The sequence below is a fragment of the Streptomyces sp. 2323.1 genome, from assembly GCF_900221035.1.
Taxonomy (GTDB): Bacteria; Actinomycetota; Actinomycetes; order Streptomycetales; family Streptomycetaceae; genus Streptomyces; species Streptomyces sioyaensis.
Window position 1 is genome coordinate 3,141,299 of sequence record NZ_LT907981.1, and the last position, 20,243, is coordinate 3,161,541.

General features: G+C 71.1%; 20 protein-coding genes and 1 pseudogene. 4 read left to right on the forward strand and 17 right to left on the reverse strand.

Annotated elements, in window-relative coordinates; translation table 11 throughout:
* Positions 1 to 24 precede the first annotated feature (24 nt).
* The 7 genes from CPH93_RS12985 to CPH93_RS13010 form a co-directional block, all read right to left on the reverse strand.
* Positions 25 to 246 carry a hypothetical protein gene (locus CPH93_RS12985; protein WP_006603704.1) on the reverse strand — a complete coding sequence of 74 codons (222 nt, stop codon included), beginning with the start codon at positions 244 to 246 and terminating at the stop codon, positions 25 to 27.
* A 177-nt stretch (positions 247 to 423) separates the two neighbouring features.
* Positions 424 to 1,416 (reverse strand): ABC transporter substrate-binding protein, encoded by a 993-nt coding sequence (locus CPH93_RS12990; RefSeq protein ID WP_096212934.1) that lies wholly within the window; start codon positions 1,414 to 1,416, stop codon positions 424 to 426.
* A 2-nt stretch (positions 1,417 to 1,418) separates the two neighbouring features.
* Positions 1,419 to 3,419 carry an ABC transporter permease gene (locus tag CPH93_RS12995; RefSeq protein ID WP_096212935.1) on the reverse strand — a complete coding sequence of 667 codons (2,001 nt, stop codon included), beginning with the start codon at positions 3,417 to 3,419 and terminating at the stop codon, positions 1,419 to 1,421.
* Complete coding sequence (locus CPH93_RS36150; RefSeq protein ID WP_173909800.1) at positions 3,416 to 3,586, reverse strand: hypothetical protein; 171 nt, start codon at positions 3,584 to 3,586, stop codon at positions 3,416 to 3,418. Before CPH93_RS36150 ends, CPH93_RS12995 begins: the two co-directional genes overlap by 4 nt.
* Positions 3,586 to 4,719, reverse strand: coding sequence for a quaternary amine ABC transporter ATP-binding protein (locus CPH93_RS13000; RefSeq protein ID WP_093484765.1), 1,134 nt, complete (start codon positions 4,717 to 4,719; stop codon positions 3,586 to 3,588). The genes CPH93_RS36150 and CPH93_RS13000 overlap by 1 nt, the downstream gene beginning before the upstream one ends.
* Positions 4,719 to 6,269, reverse strand: coding sequence for a GMC family oxidoreductase (locus CPH93_RS13005; protein ID WP_096212936.1), 1,551 nt, complete (start codon positions 6,267 to 6,269; stop codon positions 4,719 to 4,721). Before CPH93_RS13005 ends, CPH93_RS13000 begins: the two co-directional genes overlap by 1 nt.
* A 57-nt stretch (positions 6,270 to 6,326) precedes the next feature.
* A complete protein-coding gene (locus CPH93_RS13010) occupies positions 6,327 to 7,829 on the reverse strand; it encodes an aldehyde dehydrogenase family protein (RefSeq protein WP_096212937.1) in 1,503 nt (500 codons plus the stop codon).
* A gap of 226 nt (positions 7,830 to 8,055) precedes the next feature.
* Between CPH93_RS13010 and CPH93_RS13015 the strand changes: the two genes are divergently transcribed.
* The 3 genes from CPH93_RS13015 to CPH93_RS13025 all read left to right on the forward strand — a co-directional run bounded on the left by CPH93_RS13015 (position 8,056) and on the right by CPH93_RS13025 (position 9,865).
* Positions 8,056 to 8,877 carry a hypothetical protein gene (locus CPH93_RS13015; protein ID WP_096212938.1) on the forward strand — a complete coding sequence of 274 codons (822 nt, stop codon included), beginning with the start codon at positions 8,056 to 8,058 and terminating at the stop codon, positions 8,875 to 8,877.
* Between the two features lie 120 nt (positions 8,878 to 8,997).
* The gene (locus tag CPH93_RS13020) at positions 8,998 to 9,540 is read left to right on the forward strand and encodes a Uma2 family endonuclease (RefSeq protein ID WP_096215419.1); all 543 of its coding nucleotides are present in this window, start codon (positions 8,998 to 9,000) and stop codon (positions 9,538 to 9,540) included.
* Between the two features lie 115 nt (positions 9,541 to 9,655).
* Complete coding sequence (locus CPH93_RS13025; protein ID WP_173909801.1) at positions 9,656 to 9,865, forward strand: DUF5988 family protein; 210 nt, start codon at positions 9,656 to 9,658, stop codon at positions 9,863 to 9,865.
* 27 nt (positions 9,866 to 9,892) lie between these two features.
* On the opposite strand, the gene CPH93_RS13030 is transcribed toward CPH93_RS13025, so the two are convergent.
* From CPH93_RS13030 to CPH93_RS13050, 5 genes and pseudogenes are all read right to left on the reverse strand, one after another.
* Entirely contained in the window at positions 9,893 to 10,903 is a 1,011-nt protein-coding gene (locus CPH93_RS13030) for a hypothetical protein (RefSeq protein ID WP_096212939.1), read from the reverse strand.
* A gap of 2 nt (positions 10,904 to 10,905) precedes the next feature.
* Positions 10,906 to 11,280, reverse strand: coding sequence for a hypothetical protein (locus CPH93_RS13035; protein WP_173909802.1), 375 nt, complete (start codon positions 11,278 to 11,280; stop codon positions 10,906 to 10,908).
* Positions 11,267 to 13,099 carry a hypothetical protein gene (locus CPH93_RS13040; protein ID WP_173909803.1) on the reverse strand — a complete coding sequence of 611 codons (1,833 nt, stop codon included), beginning with the start codon at positions 13,097 to 13,099 and terminating at the stop codon, positions 11,267 to 11,269. The genes CPH93_RS13035 and CPH93_RS13040 overlap by 14 nt, the downstream gene beginning before the upstream one ends.
* 147 nt (positions 13,100 to 13,246) lie before the next feature.
* Positions 13,247 to 13,522, reverse strand: coding sequence for a DUF397 domain-containing protein (locus tag CPH93_RS13045; RefSeq protein ID WP_231977306.1), 276 nt, complete (start codon positions 13,520 to 13,522; stop codon positions 13,247 to 13,249).
* An 88-nt stretch (positions 13,523 to 13,610) separates the two neighbouring features.
* Positions 13,611 to 14,357 (reverse strand): annotated as a pseudogene (locus CPH93_RS13050) (helix-turn-helix domain-containing protein); the annotation flags it as partial.
* A 151-nt stretch (positions 14,358 to 14,508) separates the two neighbouring features.
* Here CPH93_RS13050 and CPH93_RS13055 point away from each other — a divergent pair.
* Positions 14,509 to 14,823 carry a hypothetical protein gene (locus CPH93_RS13055; protein WP_096212944.1) on the forward strand — a complete coding sequence of 105 codons (315 nt, stop codon included), beginning with the start codon at positions 14,509 to 14,511 and terminating at the stop codon, positions 14,821 to 14,823.
* A gap of 108 nt (positions 14,824 to 14,931) precedes the next feature.
* On the opposite strand, the gene CPH93_RS13060 is transcribed toward CPH93_RS13055, so the two are convergent.
* From CPH93_RS13060 to CPH93_RS13080, 5 genes are all read right to left on the reverse strand, one after another.
* Positions 14,932 to 15,924 (reverse strand): malate dehydrogenase, encoded by a 993-nt coding sequence (locus CPH93_RS13060; RefSeq protein WP_096212945.1) that lies wholly within the window; start codon positions 15,922 to 15,924, stop codon positions 14,932 to 14,934.
* 435 nt (positions 15,925 to 16,359) lie between these two features.
* A complete protein-coding gene (locus CPH93_RS13065) occupies positions 16,360 to 17,469 on the reverse strand; it encodes a helix-turn-helix domain-containing protein (protein ID WP_096212946.1) in 1,110 nt (369 codons plus the stop codon).
* Between the two features lie 308 nt (positions 17,470 to 17,777).
* The gene (locus tag CPH93_RS13070) at positions 17,778 to 18,698 is read right to left on the reverse strand and encodes a helix-turn-helix domain-containing protein (RefSeq protein WP_231977307.1); all 921 of its coding nucleotides are present in this window, start codon (positions 18,696 to 18,698) and stop codon (positions 17,778 to 17,780) included.
* Positions 18,695 to 19,552 carry a peptidoglycan-binding protein gene (locus CPH93_RS13075; protein ID WP_096215420.1) on the reverse strand — a complete coding sequence of 286 codons (858 nt, stop codon included), beginning with the start codon at positions 19,550 to 19,552 and terminating at the stop codon, positions 18,695 to 18,697. The genes CPH93_RS13070 and CPH93_RS13075 overlap by 4 nt, the downstream gene beginning before the upstream one ends.
* A 235-nt stretch (positions 19,553 to 19,787) precedes the next feature.
* Positions 19,788 to 20,213 carry a DUF3017 domain-containing protein gene (locus CPH93_RS13080; protein ID WP_093484748.1) on the reverse strand — a complete coding sequence of 142 codons (426 nt, stop codon included), beginning with the start codon at positions 20,211 to 20,213 and terminating at the stop codon, positions 19,788 to 19,790.
* Between the last annotated feature and the right edge of the window lie 30 nt (positions 20,214 to 20,243).

The window sequence follows — 20,243 nt, forward strand, 5'->3', positions numbered from 1 at the left end:
GCGTGGCCGGGCGTGGGTCGGCCGCTACCGCCCCGCCCCGGCCCTGGGGTCCCGGTACGCGGAGTGCGGCGCCCCCGCCGACGCCCCGTGGCGGAACTCCGCGAGCTGTTCCGCCGTCGGGTACCACTTCTTGTCGCAGCGGCAGCACCACCAGCGCCAGTTGTCCCAGTCGGTGTCGGTGGTGGCGGTGTCCTTCCACAGCCAGTCGTGGCAGTCGGTGGTGGGGCACTTCGGCGGCAGCGGCATGGGGGGCCTTCCCTCGGCAACGGTTCCCCAGCGTGCTGCGCCCGTGGGGGCGCGGCGGGGCAACACGAGGCCGTCACCCGAACGAGCGAGGGAAGCGGGGCGGGCGACCACCACACAGCCGCGGGCGGCCGCACCCCATGGTGCGACCGCCCGCGGCCCTGTGCTCTCCCCTTACGGCTACTTCTTGGGGAGCCACTTCTTCCAGACCTCCGGGTGCTTGTTCACCCATTGCTTGGCCGCCTCGTCGGCGGTCAGCCCCTTCGAGGCGATGTCCTCGGAGACCTCGTTCTGGTCGTCCTTGGTCCACTTGAAGTTCTTCAGGAAGGCCGCGGCGCTGCCGCCCTTCTTGGCGAACTCGGTGTTGAAGAACTTCTGGAGCGGAGTGGTCGGATAGGCGCAGTCGATGGACGTGGGGTCCTTCGTGCCCTTCTCCGCGCAGGCGTCGGTGTACTTGGGGAGCTTGACCTCCACCATCGGCACCTGGTTGAAGAGCCACTGCGGCTCGTACCAGTACGTCAGGAAGGGCTTCTTCTCCTTGGCGAACTGCTGGATCTGGGTGATCTGCGCCGCCTCGGAGCCCGCGAAGACGACCTCATAGTTGAGCTTGAGGTTCTTCACCAGCGCCTTGTCGTTGGTGACGTAGGACGGCGAACCGTCCATCAGCTGGCCCTTGTTGCCGCTCTCCGAGGTGCGGAGCTGGTTGGCGACCTTGTTGAGGTTCTTCCAGTTGGTGACCTCGGGGTGCTTGTCGGCCCAGTACTTGGGGACATACCAGCCGATGTGGCCGGTGACGCCGTTGCCGCCGCCAGCGGTGATCGTCTTCTTGTCCTTGACGTACCGCTTTTCCTGGTCCGGGTGGCCCCAGTCCTCCAGGATCGCGTCGACCCGGCCCTGGCTGAGGGCGTCCCAGGCGGGGATCTCGTCCACCTGGACGGTGTCGACGTGGTAGCCCAGCTCGTGTTCGAGCAGGTACTTCGCCACCGCGACGTTGGACTGCGCGCCGACCCAGGTCTGTACGGACAGGGTGACCGACTTGGAGCCCTTGGCCGCGGCGAACGGCGAGGTCTGCTTGGTCATGTCGGCCTTGCCGCAGGCCGACAGGGAGAAGGAGAGGACCGCCGTGCCGGCCAGCGCGGCCGTCCCGATGATCATGGTGCGCTTACGGGACATGGTCAGGCTCCCTTCCCCGTCGTGCGGCGTTCCGTGGGCTGGGTCACCCGGTCGAGCATCAGGCCCAGGCACACGATCGCCACACCCGCGACCAGGCCGAGGCCCAGGTCGCCGGTGGCGAGGCCGGTGACGACGTCGTAGCCGAGGGCACCGCCGCCGACCAGACCGCCGATGATGACGACGGCGAGGACGAGAACCACGCCCTGGTTGACCGCCAGCAGCAGGGCGGGCCGGGCCAGCGGGAGCTGGACCTGGCGCAGCATCTGCCAGCGGGTGGCGCCCAGGGAACGGGCGGACTCCATGGCGGCCGGGTCGACCTGGCGCAGGCCCTGGGTGGTGATGCGGATGACGGCCGGCAGGGCGTAGACCACGGCCGCGGCGGCAGCCGGGGCGCGGCCCACGGCGAACAGCGCGACCACCGGGATGAGGTAGACGAACTGCGGCATGGTCTGCATGACGTCCAGGACCGGACGCAGGACGGACTCCAGCCGCTTGCTGCCGGCCGCGAGGATGCCGATGCCGAAGCCCAGCACCAGGGTCACCACCAGGGCGGCGAGCACCTGGGAGAGGGTGTTCATGGACGGCTTCCACACGCCCAGCACACCGATGGCGGCCATCGCGAGGACGGCGGTCAGGGCGGTGCGCCAGGTGCCGATGAGCCAGGCCAGCGCGGCGACGATGAGCAGCGTGCCGTACCAGGGCAGCGCGGTCAGGCCGTCCCGCAGCGGGTTGAGCACCCAGTCGGTGAAGTGCGCGGCCCAGTCGGCGGTGCCGCCGATGACGGGGACGCCGGAGTAGAGGTGGTTGACCATCCACTCCTTGAACTGGTTGACCGGGTGGGCGATGTCCACGGCCCAGGCGTCCGGCCAGACCAGGGAGCCGCTCAGCCGGCCGAGACCGGCGAAGACTGCGGTGACCACGGCGACGCCTGCCCAGGGCAGCCAGCCGCGCAGCCACGCCGGGCCGGTGACGGGGGTGTCCGCGCCGAGCCGTTCACCGGCCGCCGCGGTGGTGCGGTCCATGACGATGGCCAGCAGCACGATCGGGATGGCGGCGGCGAGCGCGGCGCCGACGTCGACCGAGGCGAGTGCCTGGTAGACGCGGTCACCGAGACCGGCCGCGCCGATCATCGAGGCGATGACGACCATGGACAGCGCCATCATGATCGTCTGGTTGACGCCGAGCAGCAGCTCCTTGCGGGCCAGCGGGAGCCGGGCGGTCAGCAGCCGCTGCCGGCCGGTGGCGCCGAGCGAGGAGACGGCTTCCAGGACGTTGGGGTCGGCGCCGCGCAGACCGAGCGCGGTCAGCCGGGCCATCGGCGGTGCCGCGTAGATGACGGTGGCCAGCAGCGCGGCGGGGACGCCGATGCCGAAGACCAGCACCACGGGCAGCAGGTAGGCGAAGGCGGGCAGGACCTGCATGGTGTCGAGCACCGGGCGCAGGATCCGGAACAGCCGCTCGGACAGTCCGGCGGCCAGGCCCAGCAGGGCGCCGACGATGACCGAGAAGGCCACCGCCACGACCATCAGGGCGAGCGTCTGCATGGTCGGGACCCACATCCCCAGCAGGCCGCTGACCACGAGGGAGATCAGTGCCGTCGCGGCGATGCGCAGTCCGGCGACGCGCCAGGCGAGCAGCGTCACACCGGCCGTCACACCCGTCCAGCCGAGCGCGAGCAGCAGCAGGTAGACGGCGCGGACGGAGATCACCACGGCGTTGCTGAGGTGACCGAGGAAGTAGACGAACAGCCAGTGGCTGTCACGGTTGTTGATGATCCAGTCGCTGGTCTTGCCGAGCGGGCCGGAGACATCGACGGTGAGGGCGGACGGCCAGGCTGCGCCGTACTTGGCCTGCAGCAGCGGAGCGAGCACGGCCGCGGCGACGACGAGCAGCAGGAGCTTGGCGAGGCCACGGCGGTGCAGCAGGGCCTGGGCCGGGCCGGACTTGGGGGCGTCGGCGCCGAGGCCGCGCTGCGAAGCCGGCGGTGCGGAGACAGTGCTCATACTCGCCCCCTCTTCACGGTGCCGGCCGGGAAGTTCAGGGCGGCGCAGCGCTGGGCCTCGCGCCAGTGGCGCAGCAGGGTGGCGCGCAGCCGGGCCCGCGGGGTGGCCGCGGGAGCTCTGGAGCCGACGGCGCGCAGCGCGCCGCCGCGGGTGGTGGCGGCGTACATCAGGCTGCCACCTCACCGTGCTGCGGACCGTCGACGCGGGCGACCACGTTCAGCAGACAGGCGTGGTCGACGATGCCCACGCAGCGGCCGTCGTCGACGATGCGGACCGCGCCGCCGGAGCGGGCGACCGCCTCGATGGCGTCGGAGATCAGGGTGTCGGGGCCCAGCGCGGGGCCCTGGTCGGCCTCGCCGTCCTCGACGGGGCGCATCGCGCGGCGCACGGTGAGGACCTGCTCGCGCGGGACGTCGCGGACGAAGTCGCGGACGTAGTCGTCGGCCGGGGAACCGACGATCTCCTCGGGGGTACCGAGCTGGACGATCTGTCCGTCGCGCATCAGGGCGATCCGGTCACCGACCCGCAGCGCCTCGGCGAGGTCGTGGGTGATGAAGACCATCGTCCGGCCCTCCTCGCGGTGCAGGCGGACGACCTCTTCCTGCATGTCGCGGCGGATGAGCGGGTCGAGCGCGCTGAACGGCTCGTCGAAGAGCAGCACCTCGGGGTCGACGGCGAGCGCGCGGGCCAGTCCGACGCGCTGCTGCTGACCGCCGGAGAGCTGGCCGGGGCGGCGCTTCTCCATTCCGGCCAGGCCGACCTTGTCGACGATCTCGCCGGCCTTCTCGCGGCGCTCCGCCTTGCTGACGCCCTGGATCTCCAGGCCGTAGGCGACGTTGTCGACGACGCTGCGGTGCGGCAGCAGGCCGAAGTGCTGGAAGACCATGGCGGCGCGGCGGCGGCGCAGTTCGCGCAGCGTGCTGCGGTCCATGGCGCGGACGTCCTCGCCGTCCATCTCCAGCTCGCCGCTGGTCGGCTCGATCAGCCGGGTCAGGCACCGGACGAGGGTGGACTTGCCGGAGCCGGACAGCCCCATCACGACGAAGACCTCGCCCTTGTGGACGTCGAAGGAGACGTCGCGGACGGCGGCCACACAACCGGTCTTCTCACGCAGCTCCTGGGCGCTCAGGTCGGTGACCGAGGCGTCGTCGGGGATGCGGTCGGCCTTGGGGCCGAAGACCTTCCAGAGGTGACGGACGGAGAAGACGACCTCACGGCCGTCGGACTCCGCTGCGGTGGAAGCGTCCTTGGACGTGCGGGCGTTGGGTATCTCGGATGCGCCGGCGGAGGTGGTAGCCATCACGCATCACCTCCTTGGGTCGGAGCCTTATGGAGCAGGTCGGCGCACTTCTCCCCCACCATCAGCACGCCCAGCATCGGGTTGACGGCCGGCATCGTCGGGAAGACGGAGGCGTCGGCGATACGGATGCCGGACAGCCCTCGGATCTTCAACTCAGGGTCGACAACGGCGAGTTGGTCATCGGCGGCGCCCATCTTGCAGGTGCCGGCCGGGTGGTAGACGGTGTGGGCCGCCTTGCGCACCAGCTCGCTGATCTCCGCGTCGTCGGTGACGTCGGGGCCGGGGAAGACCTCCCGCTTGAGCCACTTGGCGAACGGCTCGGCCTGCGCGATCTTGCGGGCCAGCTTGATGCCGTCGACGAGGGTGTCGCCGTCGTAGTCGACCCCGTTCTCGTCCTGCTCGAAGTACCGGAAGTCGAGCGCGGGCTTGACCTCGGGGTCGGCGGAGGTGAGGTAGAGACGGCCGCGGGAGCGGGACTTGGGGATGTTGGGGGTCATCGAGACCCCGTGCTCGGGACGCTCGTAGCCCAGTCGCTCGGGGTTGTCGGTGAACGGGATCTGGTAGAAGTGGAACATCAGGTCGGGGCCCTTGTGCTCCGGGTCCCGCTTGACGAACAGACCCGCGTCGGAGTCCATCGCGGAGTTGTCCGGGATCGGTCCGTCGGTCTCCCAGACGATCACCGACTCCGGGTGGTCGAGCAGGTTCTCCCCGACGCCCGGCAGATCGAGCACGCAGTCAATGCCCAGCGCCTCCAGGTCCTGCTTCGGACCGATGCCGGAGTGCATCAGCAGCCGCGGGGTGTCGACGGCGCCGGCGCAGACCAGCACCTCGCGCGCGGCCTCGACGTAGACCTCTTCGCCGTCCTTGGTGCGGACGTGGACGCCCTTGGCGGCGGTGCCGTCCAGCTCCAGCTTGTGCGCCCAGGTCTCCAGCATCAGCGTGAGGTTCGGGCGGTCGCCGGCCTCCATGTGCGGGTGGAGGTAGGCGACGGACGCGGAGGAGCGCTTGTTGTTCTCCGGGTGGTAGGAGAGGTCGAAGAAGCCGACGCCCTCCTCGAAGGGCTGGTCGTTGAAGCCGACGACCTCGGGGACGCCGAGCGCGGTCTTCGTCGCCTCGATCCAGTCCGTGGCGATCTGGTTCTGGTCCTTCTTCGCCACCCGCACGATGTTGTTGCGCAGCTTGCCGAAGTACGGGTCCATCTCCTTGGCGCCCCAGCCGGCCGCGCCCGCCGCCGCCCACTCGTCCCAGTCGGACGGCAGCGGCTTGAAGGAGATCAGGGTGTTGTGGGAGGAGCAGCCGCCGAGGACCTTGGCGCGGCTGTGCAGGATGTGCGAGTTGCCGCGGGGCTGCTCGGTGGTCGTGTACTCGTAGTCCAGCTCGCCGCCGAGCAGGCCGAGCCAGCGGCGCAGCGTCAGCACCTCGTCGCGGTCGAGGTCGGAGGGACCGCCCTCGATGACGGCGACGGTGACGTTCGGATCCTCGGTGAGGCGGGAGGCGATGACGGAACCGGCGGTACCACCGCCGACCACGACATAGTCATACACAGGCATGGGGTGCTCCTTCTTGCAAAGTGCGTGGTGCGGGTGTTGCCAAGTGATTCCCGGGGTTCAGCCCGCGAACCAGCGCACCGGCTCCGGCCGGAGGTTTTCGTAAATGTGCTTGCTCTCGCGGTACTCGTCCAGACCCGTGGGACCAAGTTCCCGTCCGATGCCGGACTTGCCGAAGCCGCCCCACTCCGCCTGCGGGAGGTAGGGGTGGTAGTCGTTGATCCAGACCGTGCCGTGCCGCAGCCGGGCGGCGACCCGGCGGGCGCGGGCGGTGTCGCCCGAGAAGACCGCACCGGCCAGGCCGTACTCGGTGTCGTTGGCGAGCGCGACGGCCTCGTCCTCGGTGGTGAAGGTCTCCACCGTCAGGATCGGGCCGAAGGTCTCCTCGCGGACGACCTTCATCTCGCGGTGGCAGCCGTCGAGCACGGTGGGCGCGTAGAAGTAGCCGGTGGCCGGGCGGACGGCGGACGGCTCGGGCCGGGCGCCGCCGCAGCGCAGCTGGGCACCCTCGGCCAGCGCGGAGGCGACGTACGCCTCGACCTTGTCGAGCTGCTGCTGGGAGACCAGCGGGCCGCACTCGACGCCGTCCTCGGTACCCCGGCCGAGCTTGATCTTCTCGGCGCGGCGGGCGAGTTCCGCGACGAAGCGGTCGCGCACCGACTCCTCGATGATCAGCCGGGCACCGGCCGAGCAGACCTGCCCGCTGTGGATGAAGGCCGCGTTCAGTGCCTGGTCGACGGCGGTGTCGAAGCCCTCGTCGGTGGCACAGGCGTCGGCGAAGACCACATTGGGGTTCTTGCCGCCGAGCTCCAGCGCGATCTTCTTGGCACCGGAGACCGCGGCCGCGCCCGCCTTCGTCCCGCTGACCAGGCCGCCGGTGAAGGAGAACAGGTCGACGTCGGGGTGCTCGGCCAGCCGCTGGCCGACCGGCAGGCCCGCGCCGGTGACGATGTTGGCGACCCCGGCCGGCAGCCCGGCCTCGACCAGCAGCTTGATCAGGTGCACGGTCGACAGCGGGGTGACCTCGCTGGGCTTGATCACAAAAGTGTTGCCGGCCGCGAGGGCCGGCGCGATCTTCCAGCTGGCCTGGAGCAGCGGGTAGTTCCAGGGCGTGATGAGGGAACAGACGCCGACCGGCTCGTGCACGACCACGCTGTGCACATCGGGCGATCCGGCGTCGACGACCCGGCCGCCGCTCTCGTTCATCACGACATCGGCGAAGTACCGGAAGGCGTTGGTGACGTCGTCGACGTCGACCCGGCCCTCCTCCAGCGTCTTGCCGGTGTCGCGGCTCTCGATGAGGGCGATCACCTCACGGTCGCGCTGGAGCAGATCGGCGACGCGGCGCAGCAGCGCGGAGCGCTCGGCGACGGCCGTACGGGGCCAGTCGCCCTCGTCGAAGGCCCGGCGGGCGGCGGCCACGGCCGCGTCGGCGTCCTCGGCACCGCCCTCGGACACCAGCTGGAGCGTCGTCGCGTCGGCGGGGTCGAGGACCTCCCGCGTTTCGCCGGATGCGGCGGCGAGCCACACCCCGTCTACGTGAATGGTCTCGATTGACGACACGTCGTTACTGCCTTCCGGTTACCGATTGTTCCCACTGGTGCAACCACTGGTGTCACCAGCAACGATGACCCCTCCCCGGAAGCGTCGGACCTATGCCCAAACATTCATGGAAAGTGAGCCGACTCACTCAAGGTGCAGCGTAATGTCCGGGAACCTAACCTGAATAGCCGTATGTCCATGGCGATGTCCATGACTCTTCGTCCCCCTGGGGACCGGAGGTGGCCAGATGACCAGCAGACGGCACGCAGCCACCGCCCCCACCGCTCTGACCTGCGGCGCAGTCCTCCTCGTGGGGATCGCCTGCACCGGGTCCGCAGCGACGGCCGGCGCATCCGACGGCGGCGAGGGAGACCTCGCGCACAAATCGGCCCAGCAGATCTCCGACGAGGCACTCCACCAGCTGGTCGGCGCGCAGTCCCTGCGGCTGCGCACCAGCACCAGCGCCGACCCCACGAAGCTCGACCTCACCCTCGACCGCGCCGGCAACTGCACCGGCGCCGTCAGCAAGGGCGAGCTCGGCCGCGTCGAGCTCGTCAAACGCGGGAACCAGGTCTGGATGAAGCCCGACGCGGCCTTCTGGAAGAGCCAGCTGCCCGGCAGCAAGGGCGCGGAGGCCGCCGCGAAGTACAAGGACACCTTCCTGCACGGCACCACCCGGGACGCCTTCCTGCGGGGCCTGTCCGAGGCCTGTGACCTCAAGGCGTTCCAGAAGTCCGCCGCGGGCCCCGACGAGGAGCAGCCCCCGCCCGGCGCCCCGTCACCCTCCGTGACCCCCACACTCTCCAAGGGCAGGCCGACCACCCATGAAGGCGCCCGCGTGCTGCCCGTCATCAAGAAGGCCGACGGCGCGGTCCAGACCCTCTACGTGGCCATCGACGGCAAGCACTACCCCGTCAAGCTCACCGCCGAGGCCGACCACCAGAGCGCCACGATCCTGCTGAGCAACTACGGCACCCCGGTGTCCTCCAAGACCCCCGCCCCCGGCAGTACGGCGGACATCTCGGCCCTGGAAGACCTGATGCGGGGAACCCAGAGCGAGAGCGCATGACTCTTGCGTGCGGTACGTAACTGTTCGTACATACGTATCGTTGAACCGTGCGGCTGCCCGTACCACGCGGCAGCGGGGAGGAGCGGCACGGTGACCATCGAACTGACCGACAGGACCGAGATGGCCAGTAGCAGCGAGCTGGACGACATGTTCGAGCAGATGCACATCCCCGAGGGCTACAAGGCTGAGATCGTCGAGGGGACCATCTACATGGCGCCGCAGCGGGGCACGCACTGGGAGACCATCGCTGACATCTACGAACAGCTCCGCACGCGGTATCCGAGGAAGTGCGTGCTGTCCGACGTGCGAATCGACTTTCCCGGCTATCTGAACGGGTTCGCCCCCGATGTGGTGGCGCTGGCCGAAAACGCCATCAAGAACGATAAAGGCCACCCGCGTTATCAGGACATCGAGTTCGTCGCCGAGGTAATTTCCGAGAGCACCGGCAAGAACGACTACGGCCCGAAGAAGACGGCTTACGCTCTCGCCGAGGTGCCGGTCTACCTGATCGTCGACCCTTACCTGGGCAGGTGCCGCGTCTTCACCGACCCGCAGGACGGCGATTACAAGTTCGACGTCAATCTCGCTTACGGAACGCCTGTAGACCTCACTCACACGGTCGTCGGAATCACCTTCTCCACCGAAGAGTTCCCCAAGGCCTGACCCGGACCGTTGTCGGCTCCCGGAGCCACCCGACCACGTCCGCCCCCGGCCGAGCCGTCACCCGCGCTGCCGAACCAAAGGGGCCCCCGCCGACAGCCCGGACGACAATGCAGGCATGGCTGACACAGCGGCGAAAGCAGTGCTCCAAGGCGGGCCCGAAGAGCTCCCCGCGCGGATCGTGCCGATCGAGACGCCCGGGTCCGACCTGAAGATCCCGTTCCGTAACGGCTATGAGCACTTCCGGGCCACCGGCCGACAGCAGGACACCACCGAGGGGGCGCTCCCCGTCTACGAGTGGTGGGAGCGCACGGAGCTGCCCGGATAGCGACGCTCCGCGCGCCGTGCGCACCGCTCAGGTGTGGGGAACGAAGGTCCGAAGTGCGATCTCCTGGGTCCGCTCCTGCTGCGGCCAGTCCTCCTCGGGGCCCAGGACGAGGACGGCGAACTGGCGGCCGTCGGTGGCGGTGAAGGCGCAGTCGACGACCTTGACCCGCGTCCCGAGACGTTTGCTGTCATAGGCGTAGACCAGTTGGTTGGCGTCTATGCCCGGTCCCGGGAAGCCCAGCGGCTGCAGGCTTATCTCCTCGTATCCGGGATTGCCGGACAACCCCTGTGACGCCTGCTGGAGCGCCTCGCGCGGGGTGATCTCCGGATCGGTGATCTCGAAGATCTGCACCAGACCGCGGTCGTCCGGGGCGGTGTAGAACACCCCGGTCTTGCGCTCGCTGCGCGTCCAGGTACCGGGCAGCGCGAGGGTGAAGCCCTTCTTGTCGTGGGCGAGGCGGTAGCCGTCCGGCAGGTCGCTGAGGGTCGGGGCGGGTGTGGGGCTGTCCGGGGCTCCGGTGGACGGCCCGGTGGCCGTGCCGGACGGGGCGGATGACGTGGCGCGGGCCGCTGGGCGGGCGGCGGCCGGATCGTCGCCGTGGCCCCAGAGCAGATAGCCGCCACCGACGGCCGCCACGATCACCGCCACCGCCGCACCGGCGATCAGCCCCATGCGGCGCCGGGCGCCGGAGGCGTAGCCGACGCCTGATTCGGGGGTGGGGGTGAAGTACGGGTCGGTGGTGTAGCGGTCGGTGGTGTACGGGTCAGCGTGGGCCGGGTCCCGTAAGGCACCGGCCTGCGCGCTGGGGTGCGGGTAGGGGTAGGTGGTGCGTGGGGCGGCAGTTGCCGGGGGTGTGTCGGTCGGGGGCGCGTCGGTCGCATGCGTACCCGACGGAGGGGTACCCGCCGCAGCGCCGCCCGCCGACGGGGTGAAGGACGGCCGCGGCGGCGGCGGACCGGTGTACGGCGCGGGCGGCGGGGTGCCGTCCTCCCAGCGCTGGGTCTCGTTGTTCCAGCGGGCCTGCCCGCCGCGCTTCATCGTCAGCCTCCCACCAAGGCCGCGACGGCCTGGCCGACCGCGGCACCGGAGGCCAGCAGGCCCACCACGGCGCCGGCGTCGGCCAGCGCCGTACGGAGCCGGGCCACCCGGCCGGGGCCGGCCGCACCGGTGTCCGCGATCTCCGTTTCGGTCTCGGCGAGTTCCCCGCTCAGCGCCGTGACCTGCGGGCTCTGCACCACCCGGGACAGATCGTCGCGCAGCGCCCGGACGGCGCGCAGCAGTTCCTCCTGCGCCGGATCCGCCGCGGGGCCGGACCCGCCCTCGTTGTTCGTCACGGTGTTGTGGTCGCCGATGGCGAAGGCACCCCGGACACTGCCGATGTGGATGCCGTTGCCGCGCTCGTCAGCCGTTGCCACGCTGGGCACTTCCCTTCTCCGCGGAGCCCTGTCCGGTGGTGGTGTGGGTGATCGTGTTGTGGTCGCCGATGCCGACGGCGCCCTGGGCGGACTCGACGTAGACGCCGCCCTCGGCGACATGCACGATCCGCCGCTCGAACTCGTCGGTCTGGTAGCCGGCCTCGCGCAGTGCCGTGGTCACCCCGGCCGCCACCCGCTGCTGAATCGTCTTCAGGTAGCGGGCCACGTCCATGTCCTGGAAGAGCGAGGAGTCGCCGAAGGAGCCCAGCTCGCGTACGGCGGCAGCGGGGCCCTCGGGCAGCGCCGCGCCGTGCCCCGCGGTGGCCAGCCGCCAGGCCGACAACAGGCCCCGCAGCAGCGTCAGTACGGCGTCCCCGGCCGACCGAGGCGTACGGGACAGCGCCCACACCGCCTTGCCGAAGTGGTGGTGGTGCCGGTACTGGTGGGCGAGCCGGTCGGCGTCCTGGAAGAGCTGCCGCAGCGGCCACAGCACATGCGGTGCGACCTCCATCATCAGCATCCCGCCCTGGGTGTGGACCCGGACGAACACCGTGGTGACGATGCCCTCGTTCCAGCCGCCGACCCGGATGCGCAGGAAGTGCCGCCGGGTCTCGCCGCCCTCCTCGACCGCGTCCCGCCGGTGTGCCTCGAACGCCTCGGGCGCGTACGGCGCGGCCGCCCGGGTCGGCAGCCCCTCGGCCGGCAGGAAGACGCACTCGTCGATCTCCAGCGCGCGCAGCCGGTCGCGCACCGCGGCCGCCACCTCCGGCGAACCGTGCGGTGACGGCACCCGCAGCGCCTCCACCAGCGGGACGATCCGGGCCAGGATGGCGCTGTTGTCCAGCGGCTCGGGAGTGCGGTCGGACCGCGGGTTCAGCTCCACCGACAGCGACCAGGTCCGGTAGGAGTCACCGGCGCCGCAGAACGGGTCGGCGGCCCGGTACATCACCAGCGGCCCGTGCTGCTCGATGCGCACCCGCTCCCGCAGCCGCTGGAAGCGGAAACCCTGGGCCCGCTCGGCGGGGTCGGACATGACGTCGGGGAAGCGCTCCCTGGACAGTTCGCGCGCCAGCGCCCGGGCGAACTGTCCGCGCTGCAGGGCGACCAGCAGGGCCAGCATCAGCGGCAGCAGCAGCGCGATCCACACGCCCAGTACGGCGACGACGCCCACGTACGCAGTGCTCGTCCCGCCGCTGTAGGAACTGCCCAACGAGCTGTAGGCGTCTGGCGCGTCGCTCGTCAGGGAGCTCAGCCCGTCCGGGAGCAGCGAGGAGAACGGCCAGCCCGCGCTCATGATGCCGACCGTGCCGCCGAACGCCGTCACCAGCAGCGACAGCCACAGCAGCGCCAGCGCCAGCCGGCCGTACCAGCGCAGGCCGGCGGAGAGCGAACGGGCCAGCCACTGCGGGACGGGCGCCCTGCGGACGGCGCGGCCCAGCGCCATGAGGACGACGGGGAGGAGATAGAGCGCCGCGAGACCGAAGGACAGCGGGACCGCCACGATCCACACCCCCAGGATCGCCGCCGCCCAGCCCAGTTCGAGCCGCCGGGCACGCAGCGCGTGGGCCAGGACCCGGGCTGCGTCGATGCCCAGCGAGGGCGCGGCGAACCGCTCCTCGTGGACGTACAGCTCGTCGATGACCGCGTCACGGAAGGTGTCGTCCAGGTACGTGCCGGCGCACAGCAGCCGGGTGGCCTCGCTGGCTCCCGGCGGGACGGGGAGCAGGGGCGGGGGCCCGGCGGCGCTCCCGGTCGTCTTCCGTAACGATGGCGGACCGTCCGGGCCTTCGGGCTGCGCGGGCACATCCGTCCGAGTCATCGTTCTCCCCCGAAATCCCAACTGACCGCCCCCGCGCCCTGTTTGACGAACGCGAGACGGCGTCCGGACGCGGGGAAGTTACGGAAGCCGCAGCATAAGGGAACCGAGCACTCCGTGTCAGCGCGATAACCCAAGGTCGCTGACGGGTCAGACAGCCGCGGGGAACTCCCCGCTCTTGAGGGCGCCGACGAAGGACGACCAGCCTTCCGTCGGGAAGACCAGCACGGGGCCGTGCGGGTCCTTGCTGTCACGGACGGGGACGGCGTCGGGGATACCGGGGGCTACTTCGATGCAGTTGCCGCCGTCGCGGTCGCTGTAGCTGCTCTTCATCCAGGTGAGCGCCACTTCGATGCAGTCGCCGCCGTTGTTGCCGCTGTAGCTGCTCTTGATCCATATCGCTGTGCTGAGCTGGTGCTTGTCCATGGTCCCCGTACCCTTCCATGAAGTCGCCGATCAGAGCGGCGGATTCGGGGGCTGACAGAGCATCCGCCCTGAGCACATCATAGGTCTCGCTATGGCGGGCGAAGACGGCCGGATCGTCGTTGAAATGCCCACGGTCCAGCGACTCCGAGTAGACCCACTGCTCCCCCTTCGGCAGGGTGATCAGCGTCATTGAGGTTTTGGGCCGGATGAGTCCAGGACGATGGGCCGGGGCGACCTGGATACGGATGTTGGGGCGTCGACCCATGGCCAGCAGATGTGCGCACTGGCCGCGCATGACAGCCGCACTCCCCACCACGTTGCGTAGGCAGCTCTCGTCCAGGACTGCGACATACAGCGGACCGCCGTCACAGACGAAGCGCCGCTGTCGACTGAGCCGAGCCCTGACGCGTTCTTCGACCCTCTCGCCGCTCGCGAGGTCGGAGAACAGCCCCCACGCGTACTCCTCCGACTGCAACAGCCCGGGCATTACCTGCGCTTGATACTCCCGAAGAGCCACCGCCACCGCATCCATCTCAGCCCGCCGCTCGAACCAGTCCGGATGCTGCACCTCGGGATACCAGTCGATCCGCCCCCATAACCGCAGCAGCACTCCGCCCGTACCCAGGATGTCATCGCACTGCTTGGCGAACGTCTCCTGCGGGACGCGCGTGCCCGCCTCGACGCGGGCCACCTGCGAGCGGTCGCACGGGATCTCCTTCGACAGTCTTTCCTGCGTGAACCCCGCCGCCTCCCGGAAGTGCCGCAGCACCTCCCCGAACACGGCCGCATTGGTGGCTGCCGGCCCCTTCGTGGTGCTGCTTCGTCGTCGGCTCACCGCATCCTCCTTGGTGCCAGATGGTGAGTGTCACGGGTCCGACGTTGCGGTCCGGCACTACGGGGCGCAACGCTGAACATACCCAACGTAATGGGTCGTTCGGCCGACTGTGCCGCCTTCTTGCGCAACCAACTGCTGGGAGTCAATGAGCATGAGTTATGACCGGGATGCCGTCCCCGCCCCCGTGCCGGGGCTGCGCCTGCTGCCGTGGGAGGGCGAGGGCGGGAAGCCGTGCTACTTGTCCGCGGACGACGCCGGGGGTGTGCTGTCCCGGCTGGCCGATGAGATCGAGGCGGAGCAGCTGTGTGACGGTGCCGAGGTCCTCAAGGGCGCGGTGGCCGTACTGAACGACGGCAAGGCCGGGGAGCATGCGGTGCGGCTGGCGCTGCGGGCGACCACGCAGTCCTTCTCGGATGTGCTGCGCGTCGCCGACAGCCGGGGCGCTCGCCTGCCCGTGCCCGTATGAGCAGGCCCGTATGAGCGGGCCCATATGACCGAGCCCGCACGGCCGTTGTGGCCGTGCGGGCTCGTCGGTGCTGCGGCGCCGCCCGAGCGGGGCGGCCGCGGCGGTGGGTCAGCCGAGGAGGCCGAGACCGCGGACGGCCTCGCGCTCCTCCTCCAGCTCCTTGACGGAGGCGTTGATGCGCTCGCGGGAGAAGTCGTTGATCTCCAGGCCCTGGACGATCTCGTACGTGCCGTCCTTGGTGGTGACGGGGAACGAGGAGATCAGGCCCTCTGGGACGCCGTAGGAGCCGTCCGAGGGGATACCCATCGAGGTCCAGTCGCCGGCGGCGGTGCCGTTGACCCAGGTGTGGACGTGGTCGATGGCGGCGTTGGCGGCGGAGGCGGCCGAGGACGCGCCACGGGCCTCGATGATCGCCGCACCGCGCTTGGCGACGGTCGGGATGAAGTCCTCGGCCAGCCACTTCTCGTCGTTGACGGTCTCGGCGGCGCTCTTGCCGGCGACCGTGGCGTGGAAGATGTCGGGGTACTGGGTGGCGGAGTGGTTGCCCCAGATCGTCAGCTTCTTGATCTCGGAGACCGGGGTACCGGTCTTCTTCGAGAGCTGCGAGAGCGCGCGGTTGTGGTCCAGACGCGTCATCGCGGTGAAGCGCTCGGCGGGTACGTCCGGCGCGGCGGCCTGGGCGATCAGGGCGTTGGTGTTGGCCGGGTTGCCGACGACCAGGACCTTGATGTCGTCCGCGGCGTGGTCGTTGATGGCCTTGCCCTGCGGCTTGAAGATGCCGCCGTTGGCCTCCAGGAGGTCGCCGCGCTCCATGCCCTTGGTACGGGGGCGGGCGCCGACGAGCAGGGCGACGTTCGCACCGTCGAAGGCGGCGTTCGGGTCGTCCGAGATGTCGATGCCCTGCAGCAGCGGGAAGGCGCAGTCGTCGAGCTCCATGGCGGTGCCCTCGGCGGCCTTCAGACCCTGCGGGATCTCCAGCAGGCGCAGCTTGACCGGCACGTCCGCGCCGAGCAGATGACCGGAAGCGATGCGGAAGAGGAGTGCGTAACCGATCTGGCCGGCGGCGCCGGTCACGGTCACATTGACGGGAGTGCGGGTCATGGCGATCTCCTGCGCGGTGTTTTCCGGGGGCAAGCCCCTGGACCACCATGGGTGGCGGTGGGTGTCCCTGCCCAGCTATCGAGGTCTCTTGGTATCGAGAGACCCGGCCGTCAGGCTATCGGACCCCCGCCCGCCCAAGGCGCCGGGCCGGTGTGGAACACCTCACCGGGTGCCCCGCGGCGTCCGTACGGCGGTCCGCAGACGGCTGTGCGGGGTGTGCGCTGCCTGGGAATTCCCGAAGGGGCGGCGGCCGCCCGCGCCATGGAGGGGGGAGTGCGGGCGGCCGCCCAGTGGTGCCACACCCGTGGGGGGATAACCGTCGTCTGCCCGGGATACCGGAGGGCATGCCCCCCGTATTTCGGACAACCTCCGGGGGCGGTGACACCTGGCCGGAGCGGGCCCGGCGGGCGTCCGCCGGGCCGGTCACCGTACGCGCTACCCGGCCGTGCCGGAGGGGGCGCCGGAGGGGGCCGTGACACCGGCCGCCGTCGCCGGAAGGGGCCGTGAGCAGCCCTTCACGCCCGCCACCGTCGTCCCGCAGGCCGCGACCTTCGCCGGGTCCCCGGACACCGCGACCATCATCGTGTAGGCGTCACCGGCCCGCTCGGCCCGCGCCGTGGCGCGGTGACCGCCGGCGCTGATGGTGGCTTGATCACCCTGTGCCGCACGGCTGAGCCGGGCCCAGGCCGTGTGGCAGACGCTGCTGTAGCGAACCTCGATCAGCATGCGGCCCGCCATTCCGCGGGACGGGGTGACGGCATGCCGCCCGCCGCACCCCATCTTCTCCGGGTCCTTGCCGGCACAGTCGTCGCCGGTGCAGCGCACCCCGTCCGGCAGCGCCGGCTGCACGTTCGGCTGCGGGGCGGCCTGCGGCTTGGGCGCCGCCGCCTTCTTCGTCGCCTCGGCGCCCGGGTTCAGCAGCAGGACGGCCGCGACGGCCACCAGCACGGCGCCGGCCGCACCGGCGACGATCATCGGCGTCCGGTAACGGCCGCCACGTCGGCCGGTCTTCCCCTCGGCGGGCGTCACGTCCGCGGCCGGGGCCGCCGAGCCCCACTGGGGAAAGTCCGCGCTCGACGGCAGCTGTGACAGCGGCGCCGGCCCGGGCTCCCCGGGCGTCCCGCCCTTTTCGGCTTTCCCGAACTTCCCGGCCTTCTCGGACCTGGCACCGGTCGCGGGCGGCTCGGCCCCGGCCGGCTCGGGGTCCAACTCCCCCAGCGCGGCGCGCGCCTGCGCCACCCGGATCGCCTCCATGGTCACGTCCTGGCGCATCTCCGCCCGGCTCCAGGCGCGTTCGGCCAGCTCCCAGAGGGTGGTGAGGTGCGAGGGGTGCGCGCCGGTCTGCTCGGCGAGCGCGAGCACGGCGCGCAGCGGCGGCAGCAGCCGGCCGTTGAGATAGCGCTCCCAGGACGTCTTGCTGAAGCCCGTGCTGTCCGCGACGGCGGCCACGCTGAGCCCGTTGCGGTCGATGAGCCTGCGCAGCTGCCCGGTGAACTCCCGCACCTGCGGATCGAGCTCCTCCGGCAGCGCCTTCCAGCGAGGCATTGCCTCCCCCTATCCCCCCGCGTACGTGCCCATGCGCGGCTCCCCCGGCCCGCCCTCCTTGCTGCCCCCGGGGCGGCCTCCTGGTCAGGACGGCCGCCTCCGTTTCCGGGCACACGGAAGTATCCGGACATGTACCTCTCGCCCGAACACACTTCGTGCCCGTGCAGTGTGGCATTTCCGGACGAGACCCTACGAGTTCCGTACGAATTTCGACAAGAATCGGCCAGGGGCGAATAAAAAAGGGCAGGGGCCCGGCCCTACGCGCTATCGGGAGCAGCGCACCCCGATTGCAGTGCCCGGCCCGGGAGTTACCCCGTGAAGCACTCGCCGGCGCCGCCGCCCGCCGGATAGAGGCACAGCCGGGTGCCGTCGGGCCGGTGGGCCGCCGCCATCGGCGTGACGAGATAGCCCTCGGCGTCGAACCGGTCCCGTACCCGCACCGACCGCGGCCGCGCCCCCGGAGCCGTCACCTCGATCCGGTCCCCGACCCGGCCGTTGCGGAGCCGGCCCCAGACCGCGCCGCACACCGTGCCGTAGCGGATCTGAAGGTGCTCTCCCCCGGCGGCTGTTCGCTCCGCCGGCGTCACCAGCTGCTCCGGTCGGTCGCAGTACATCGACTCCGGGTCCTTGCCGTCGCACGCCGCGCCCCGGCAGCCGGTCGTCTCGGACGCCCCGGGCGCGACGCCCTCGAACGGGCTTCCCTCCGCCTCCCGGAAGGCCAGCACCATCACGACCGCCAGTACGCCTACGCAGGCCCCGGCCAGCACGGCGACTCCCCGCCGCGGCGGCCGCTTCCTCCCCGGCACGACCTGTGGCCCACCGCCCTCCGCCCGAGGTACGGCCTCCGCCCGGGGCACGGTCTCGGCAATCACCGCCGCGCCCGGGGCACTTACCGTCCCCCCGGCAGACCCCCTCCGACCCGTATCAGCCGCGCCCCGGCCCCGGCCCGTGCCCGACCGGCCGCGTCCGCTCCAGTCCGCATCCGCCAGCTCCCACAGCGCCAGCAGCCGTCCGGCCGGCTCCTCCGCCAGCCGGCACAGCGCCTCGACCGCGTCCCGCGGCGGCAGCTTCTTCCCGTTGAGATAGCGCTCCCAGGAGGACTTGCTGTACGGCGTGCGCGCGGCGAGCCCGGCCAGGCTCAGCCCCGTCCGCCCCCGCAGCTCCCGCAGCCCCGCGGCCAGCGGGGAGCTCCCGACGCCTTCGCGCAGTTCGCTGCCGGGCCCGCTCACCGGCGCAGCACCTTCCAGGTGTCGGGACCGATGATCCCGTCCGTGGGCAGCCCCGCCCGGGCCTGGAGCCGTTTGACGGCGCGGATGGTCTTTCCGCCGACGATGCCGTCCACCGCGCCCGGGTCGCACCCTTGGTGGTGCAGCAGACACTGCGCCTCGACGACGTCCCAGCCGGTGGCGCCGCTGCCCAGCAGCGCGGTGTCCGTACGGCTGCGCCCGGCGGACAGCACACCCGCCCGGCGCCGGACCCGGCACTCGAAGGTCTCCCCCAGCCGGTGGGTGAACGCCGGTGCGGCGGTGGGGGTCCCGCCGGCCGGCAAGGAGTCCCCGCCGCGCCCGGCCGCCGGGCCGTCCTGCCAGGTCCGGGTGGTCAGCAGCGTCACACCGGCCACGACGAGCACCGCCAGCGCGCCCAGGAGCAGCGGCCCGAGGGGTATCCGGCGGCCTGCCGCGGGAGCGGCCGCCTCGGGAGCAGCCGCTGCGGCGGGCACCGCCCCCGCTGCCGGCTCAGGGGCTGCCGGCCCCGGGACCACCGGCGGCTCCGGCTCCGGCTGCGGCACCGCCGGGACGTCCGGCTCCGCCCGTTCCGCCTGCCATACCTGGAGGGCGACCTCGTGCAGCGCCAGCAGGCGGGTGGCATCGCCGCCGCAGACCCGCGCCAGCTCCTGCACGGCGTCCCGCGGCGGCAGTTTCTTGCCGTTGAGATAACGCTCCCAGGAAGACTTGCTGTAGGAGGTGCCGGCGGCGAGCGAGGCCAGGCTCAGCCCGCTGTGGTCCTTCAGCCTGCGTAACTGCACGACGAGCCGCACCACCCGATGGTCCAGCGAGTCGGGCAGCCCTTTCCAACGCGACATGTTCCACCCCATACGCGTTCGTTCTCCCCCGAGGCCGCGGCCCCCTGTGCCGCCGATGATGGCGCGGACACCCCCTCCGTTTCCCCCTTTTACTCTTTCCGCACGCTATCTGGACATGCGTACCGCACCCTTCGCGCCACCACACGACGGCGGCCCGCCCCCTCACGTCAGGAGGGGACGGGCCGTCGTCCTCGCGGTACCGGGCGGGCCGGCGCCCCGCGGGGGCGCATGCAGGTCAGCGCACGGTGAAATGGACGATGTCGTCCAGGAACGGGATGTGGATCCACGGCTTGGGCTGCACCATCAGCGACAGCATCACGATCACGAAGCCGAGCACCCCGTACGTCAGCATGTCGGTGAAGCGGGAGCGCACGGCGAGCATCCCCACCGACGGCAGCGCCCACCGCAGCACCGCGCCGGCCAGCAGGGAGAGCCCGATCACCAGCGCCCCGATACGGAACGCGTCGAGCGCCACGAGCAGCAGCCCGACCGCGACCCCGCTCATCACGCTGAGCAGCGGCCACTGCCGGGCGGGCGCGGGGTAGCCGCCCGAGGTGGCCCGCCCACCGCCCTCGGGCCGGGCGGTGTCACGGGTCAGCGTCGGAAAGCGGCGTGAGCGCTGCGGCTCGGAGGCCCCCTCCGAATGCGCTTCGGCAGCCATGGCGGGCAATCCCTTCCGGTGTCCGGATCC

Excerpts from the sequence above, each read along its gene's own strand:
- CPH93_RS13025 (WP_173909801.1), top strand. The coding sequence starts at position 9,656 with ATGGCTGACACAGCGGCGAAAGCAGTGCTCCAAGGCGGGCCCGAAGAG.
- CPH93_RS13015 (WP_096212938.1), top strand. The coding sequence starts at position 8,056 with ATGACCAGCAGACGGCACGCAGCCACCGCCCCCACCGCTCTGACCTGC.
- CPH93_RS13020 (WP_096215419.1), top strand. The coding sequence starts at position 8,998 with ATGGCCAGTAGCAGCGAGCTGGACGACATGTTCGAGCAGATGCACATC.
- CPH93_RS13045 (WP_231977306.1), bottom strand. The coding sequence starts at position 13,522 with ATGGACAAGCACCAGCTCAGCACAGCGATATGGATCAAGAGCAGCTAC.
- CPH93_RS13065 (WP_096212946.1), bottom strand. The coding sequence starts at position 17,469 with ATGCCTCGCTGGAAGGCGCTGCCGGAGGAGCTCGATCCGCAGGTGCGG.
- CPH93_RS13060 (WP_096212945.1), bottom strand. The coding sequence starts at position 15,924 with ATGACCCGCACTCCCGTCAATGTGACCGTGACCGGCGCCGCCGGCCAG.
- CPH93_RS13075 (WP_096215420.1), bottom strand. The coding sequence starts at position 19,552 with ATGTCGCGTTGGAAAGGGCTGCCCGACTCGCTGGACCATCGGGTGGTG.
- CPH93_RS13005 (WP_096212936.1), bottom strand. The coding sequence starts at position 6,269 with ATGCCTGTGTATGACTATGTCGTGGTCGGCGGTGGTACCGCCGGTTCC.
- CPH93_RS13000 (WP_093484765.1), bottom strand. The coding sequence starts at position 4,719 with ATGGCTACCACCTCCGCCGGCGCATCCGAGATACCCAACGCCCGCACG.
- CPH93_RS13080 (WP_093484748.1), bottom strand. The coding sequence starts at position 20,213 with ATGGCTGCCGAAGCGCATTCGGAGGGGGCCTCCGAGCCGCAGCGCTCA.
- CPH93_RS13040 (WP_173909803.1), bottom strand. The coding sequence starts at position 13,099 with ATGACTCGGACGGATGTGCCCGCGCAGCCCGAAGGCCCGGACGGTCCG.
- CPH93_RS13030 (WP_096212939.1), bottom strand. The coding sequence starts at position 10,903 with ATGAAGCGCGGCGGGCAGGCCCGCTGGAACAACGAGACCCAGCGCTGG.
- CPH93_RS12985 (WP_006603704.1), bottom strand. The coding sequence starts at position 246 with ATGCCGCTGCCGCCGAAGTGCCCCACCACCGACTGCCACGACTGGCTG.
- CPH93_RS12990 (WP_096212934.1), bottom strand. The coding sequence starts at position 1,416 with ATGTCCCGTAAGCGCACCATGATCATCGGGACGGCCGCGCTGGCCGGC.
- CPH93_RS36150 (WP_173909800.1), bottom strand. The coding sequence starts at position 3,586 with ATGTACGCCGCCACCACCCGCGGCGGCGCGCTGCGCGCCGTCGGCTCC.
- CPH93_RS13055 (WP_096212944.1), top strand. The coding sequence starts at position 14,509 with ATGAGTTATGACCGGGATGCCGTCCCCGCCCCCGTGCCGGGGCTGCGC.
- CPH93_RS12995 (WP_096212935.1), bottom strand. The coding sequence starts at position 3,419 with ATGAGCACTGTCTCCGCACCGCCGGCTTCGCAGCGCGGCCTCGGCGCC.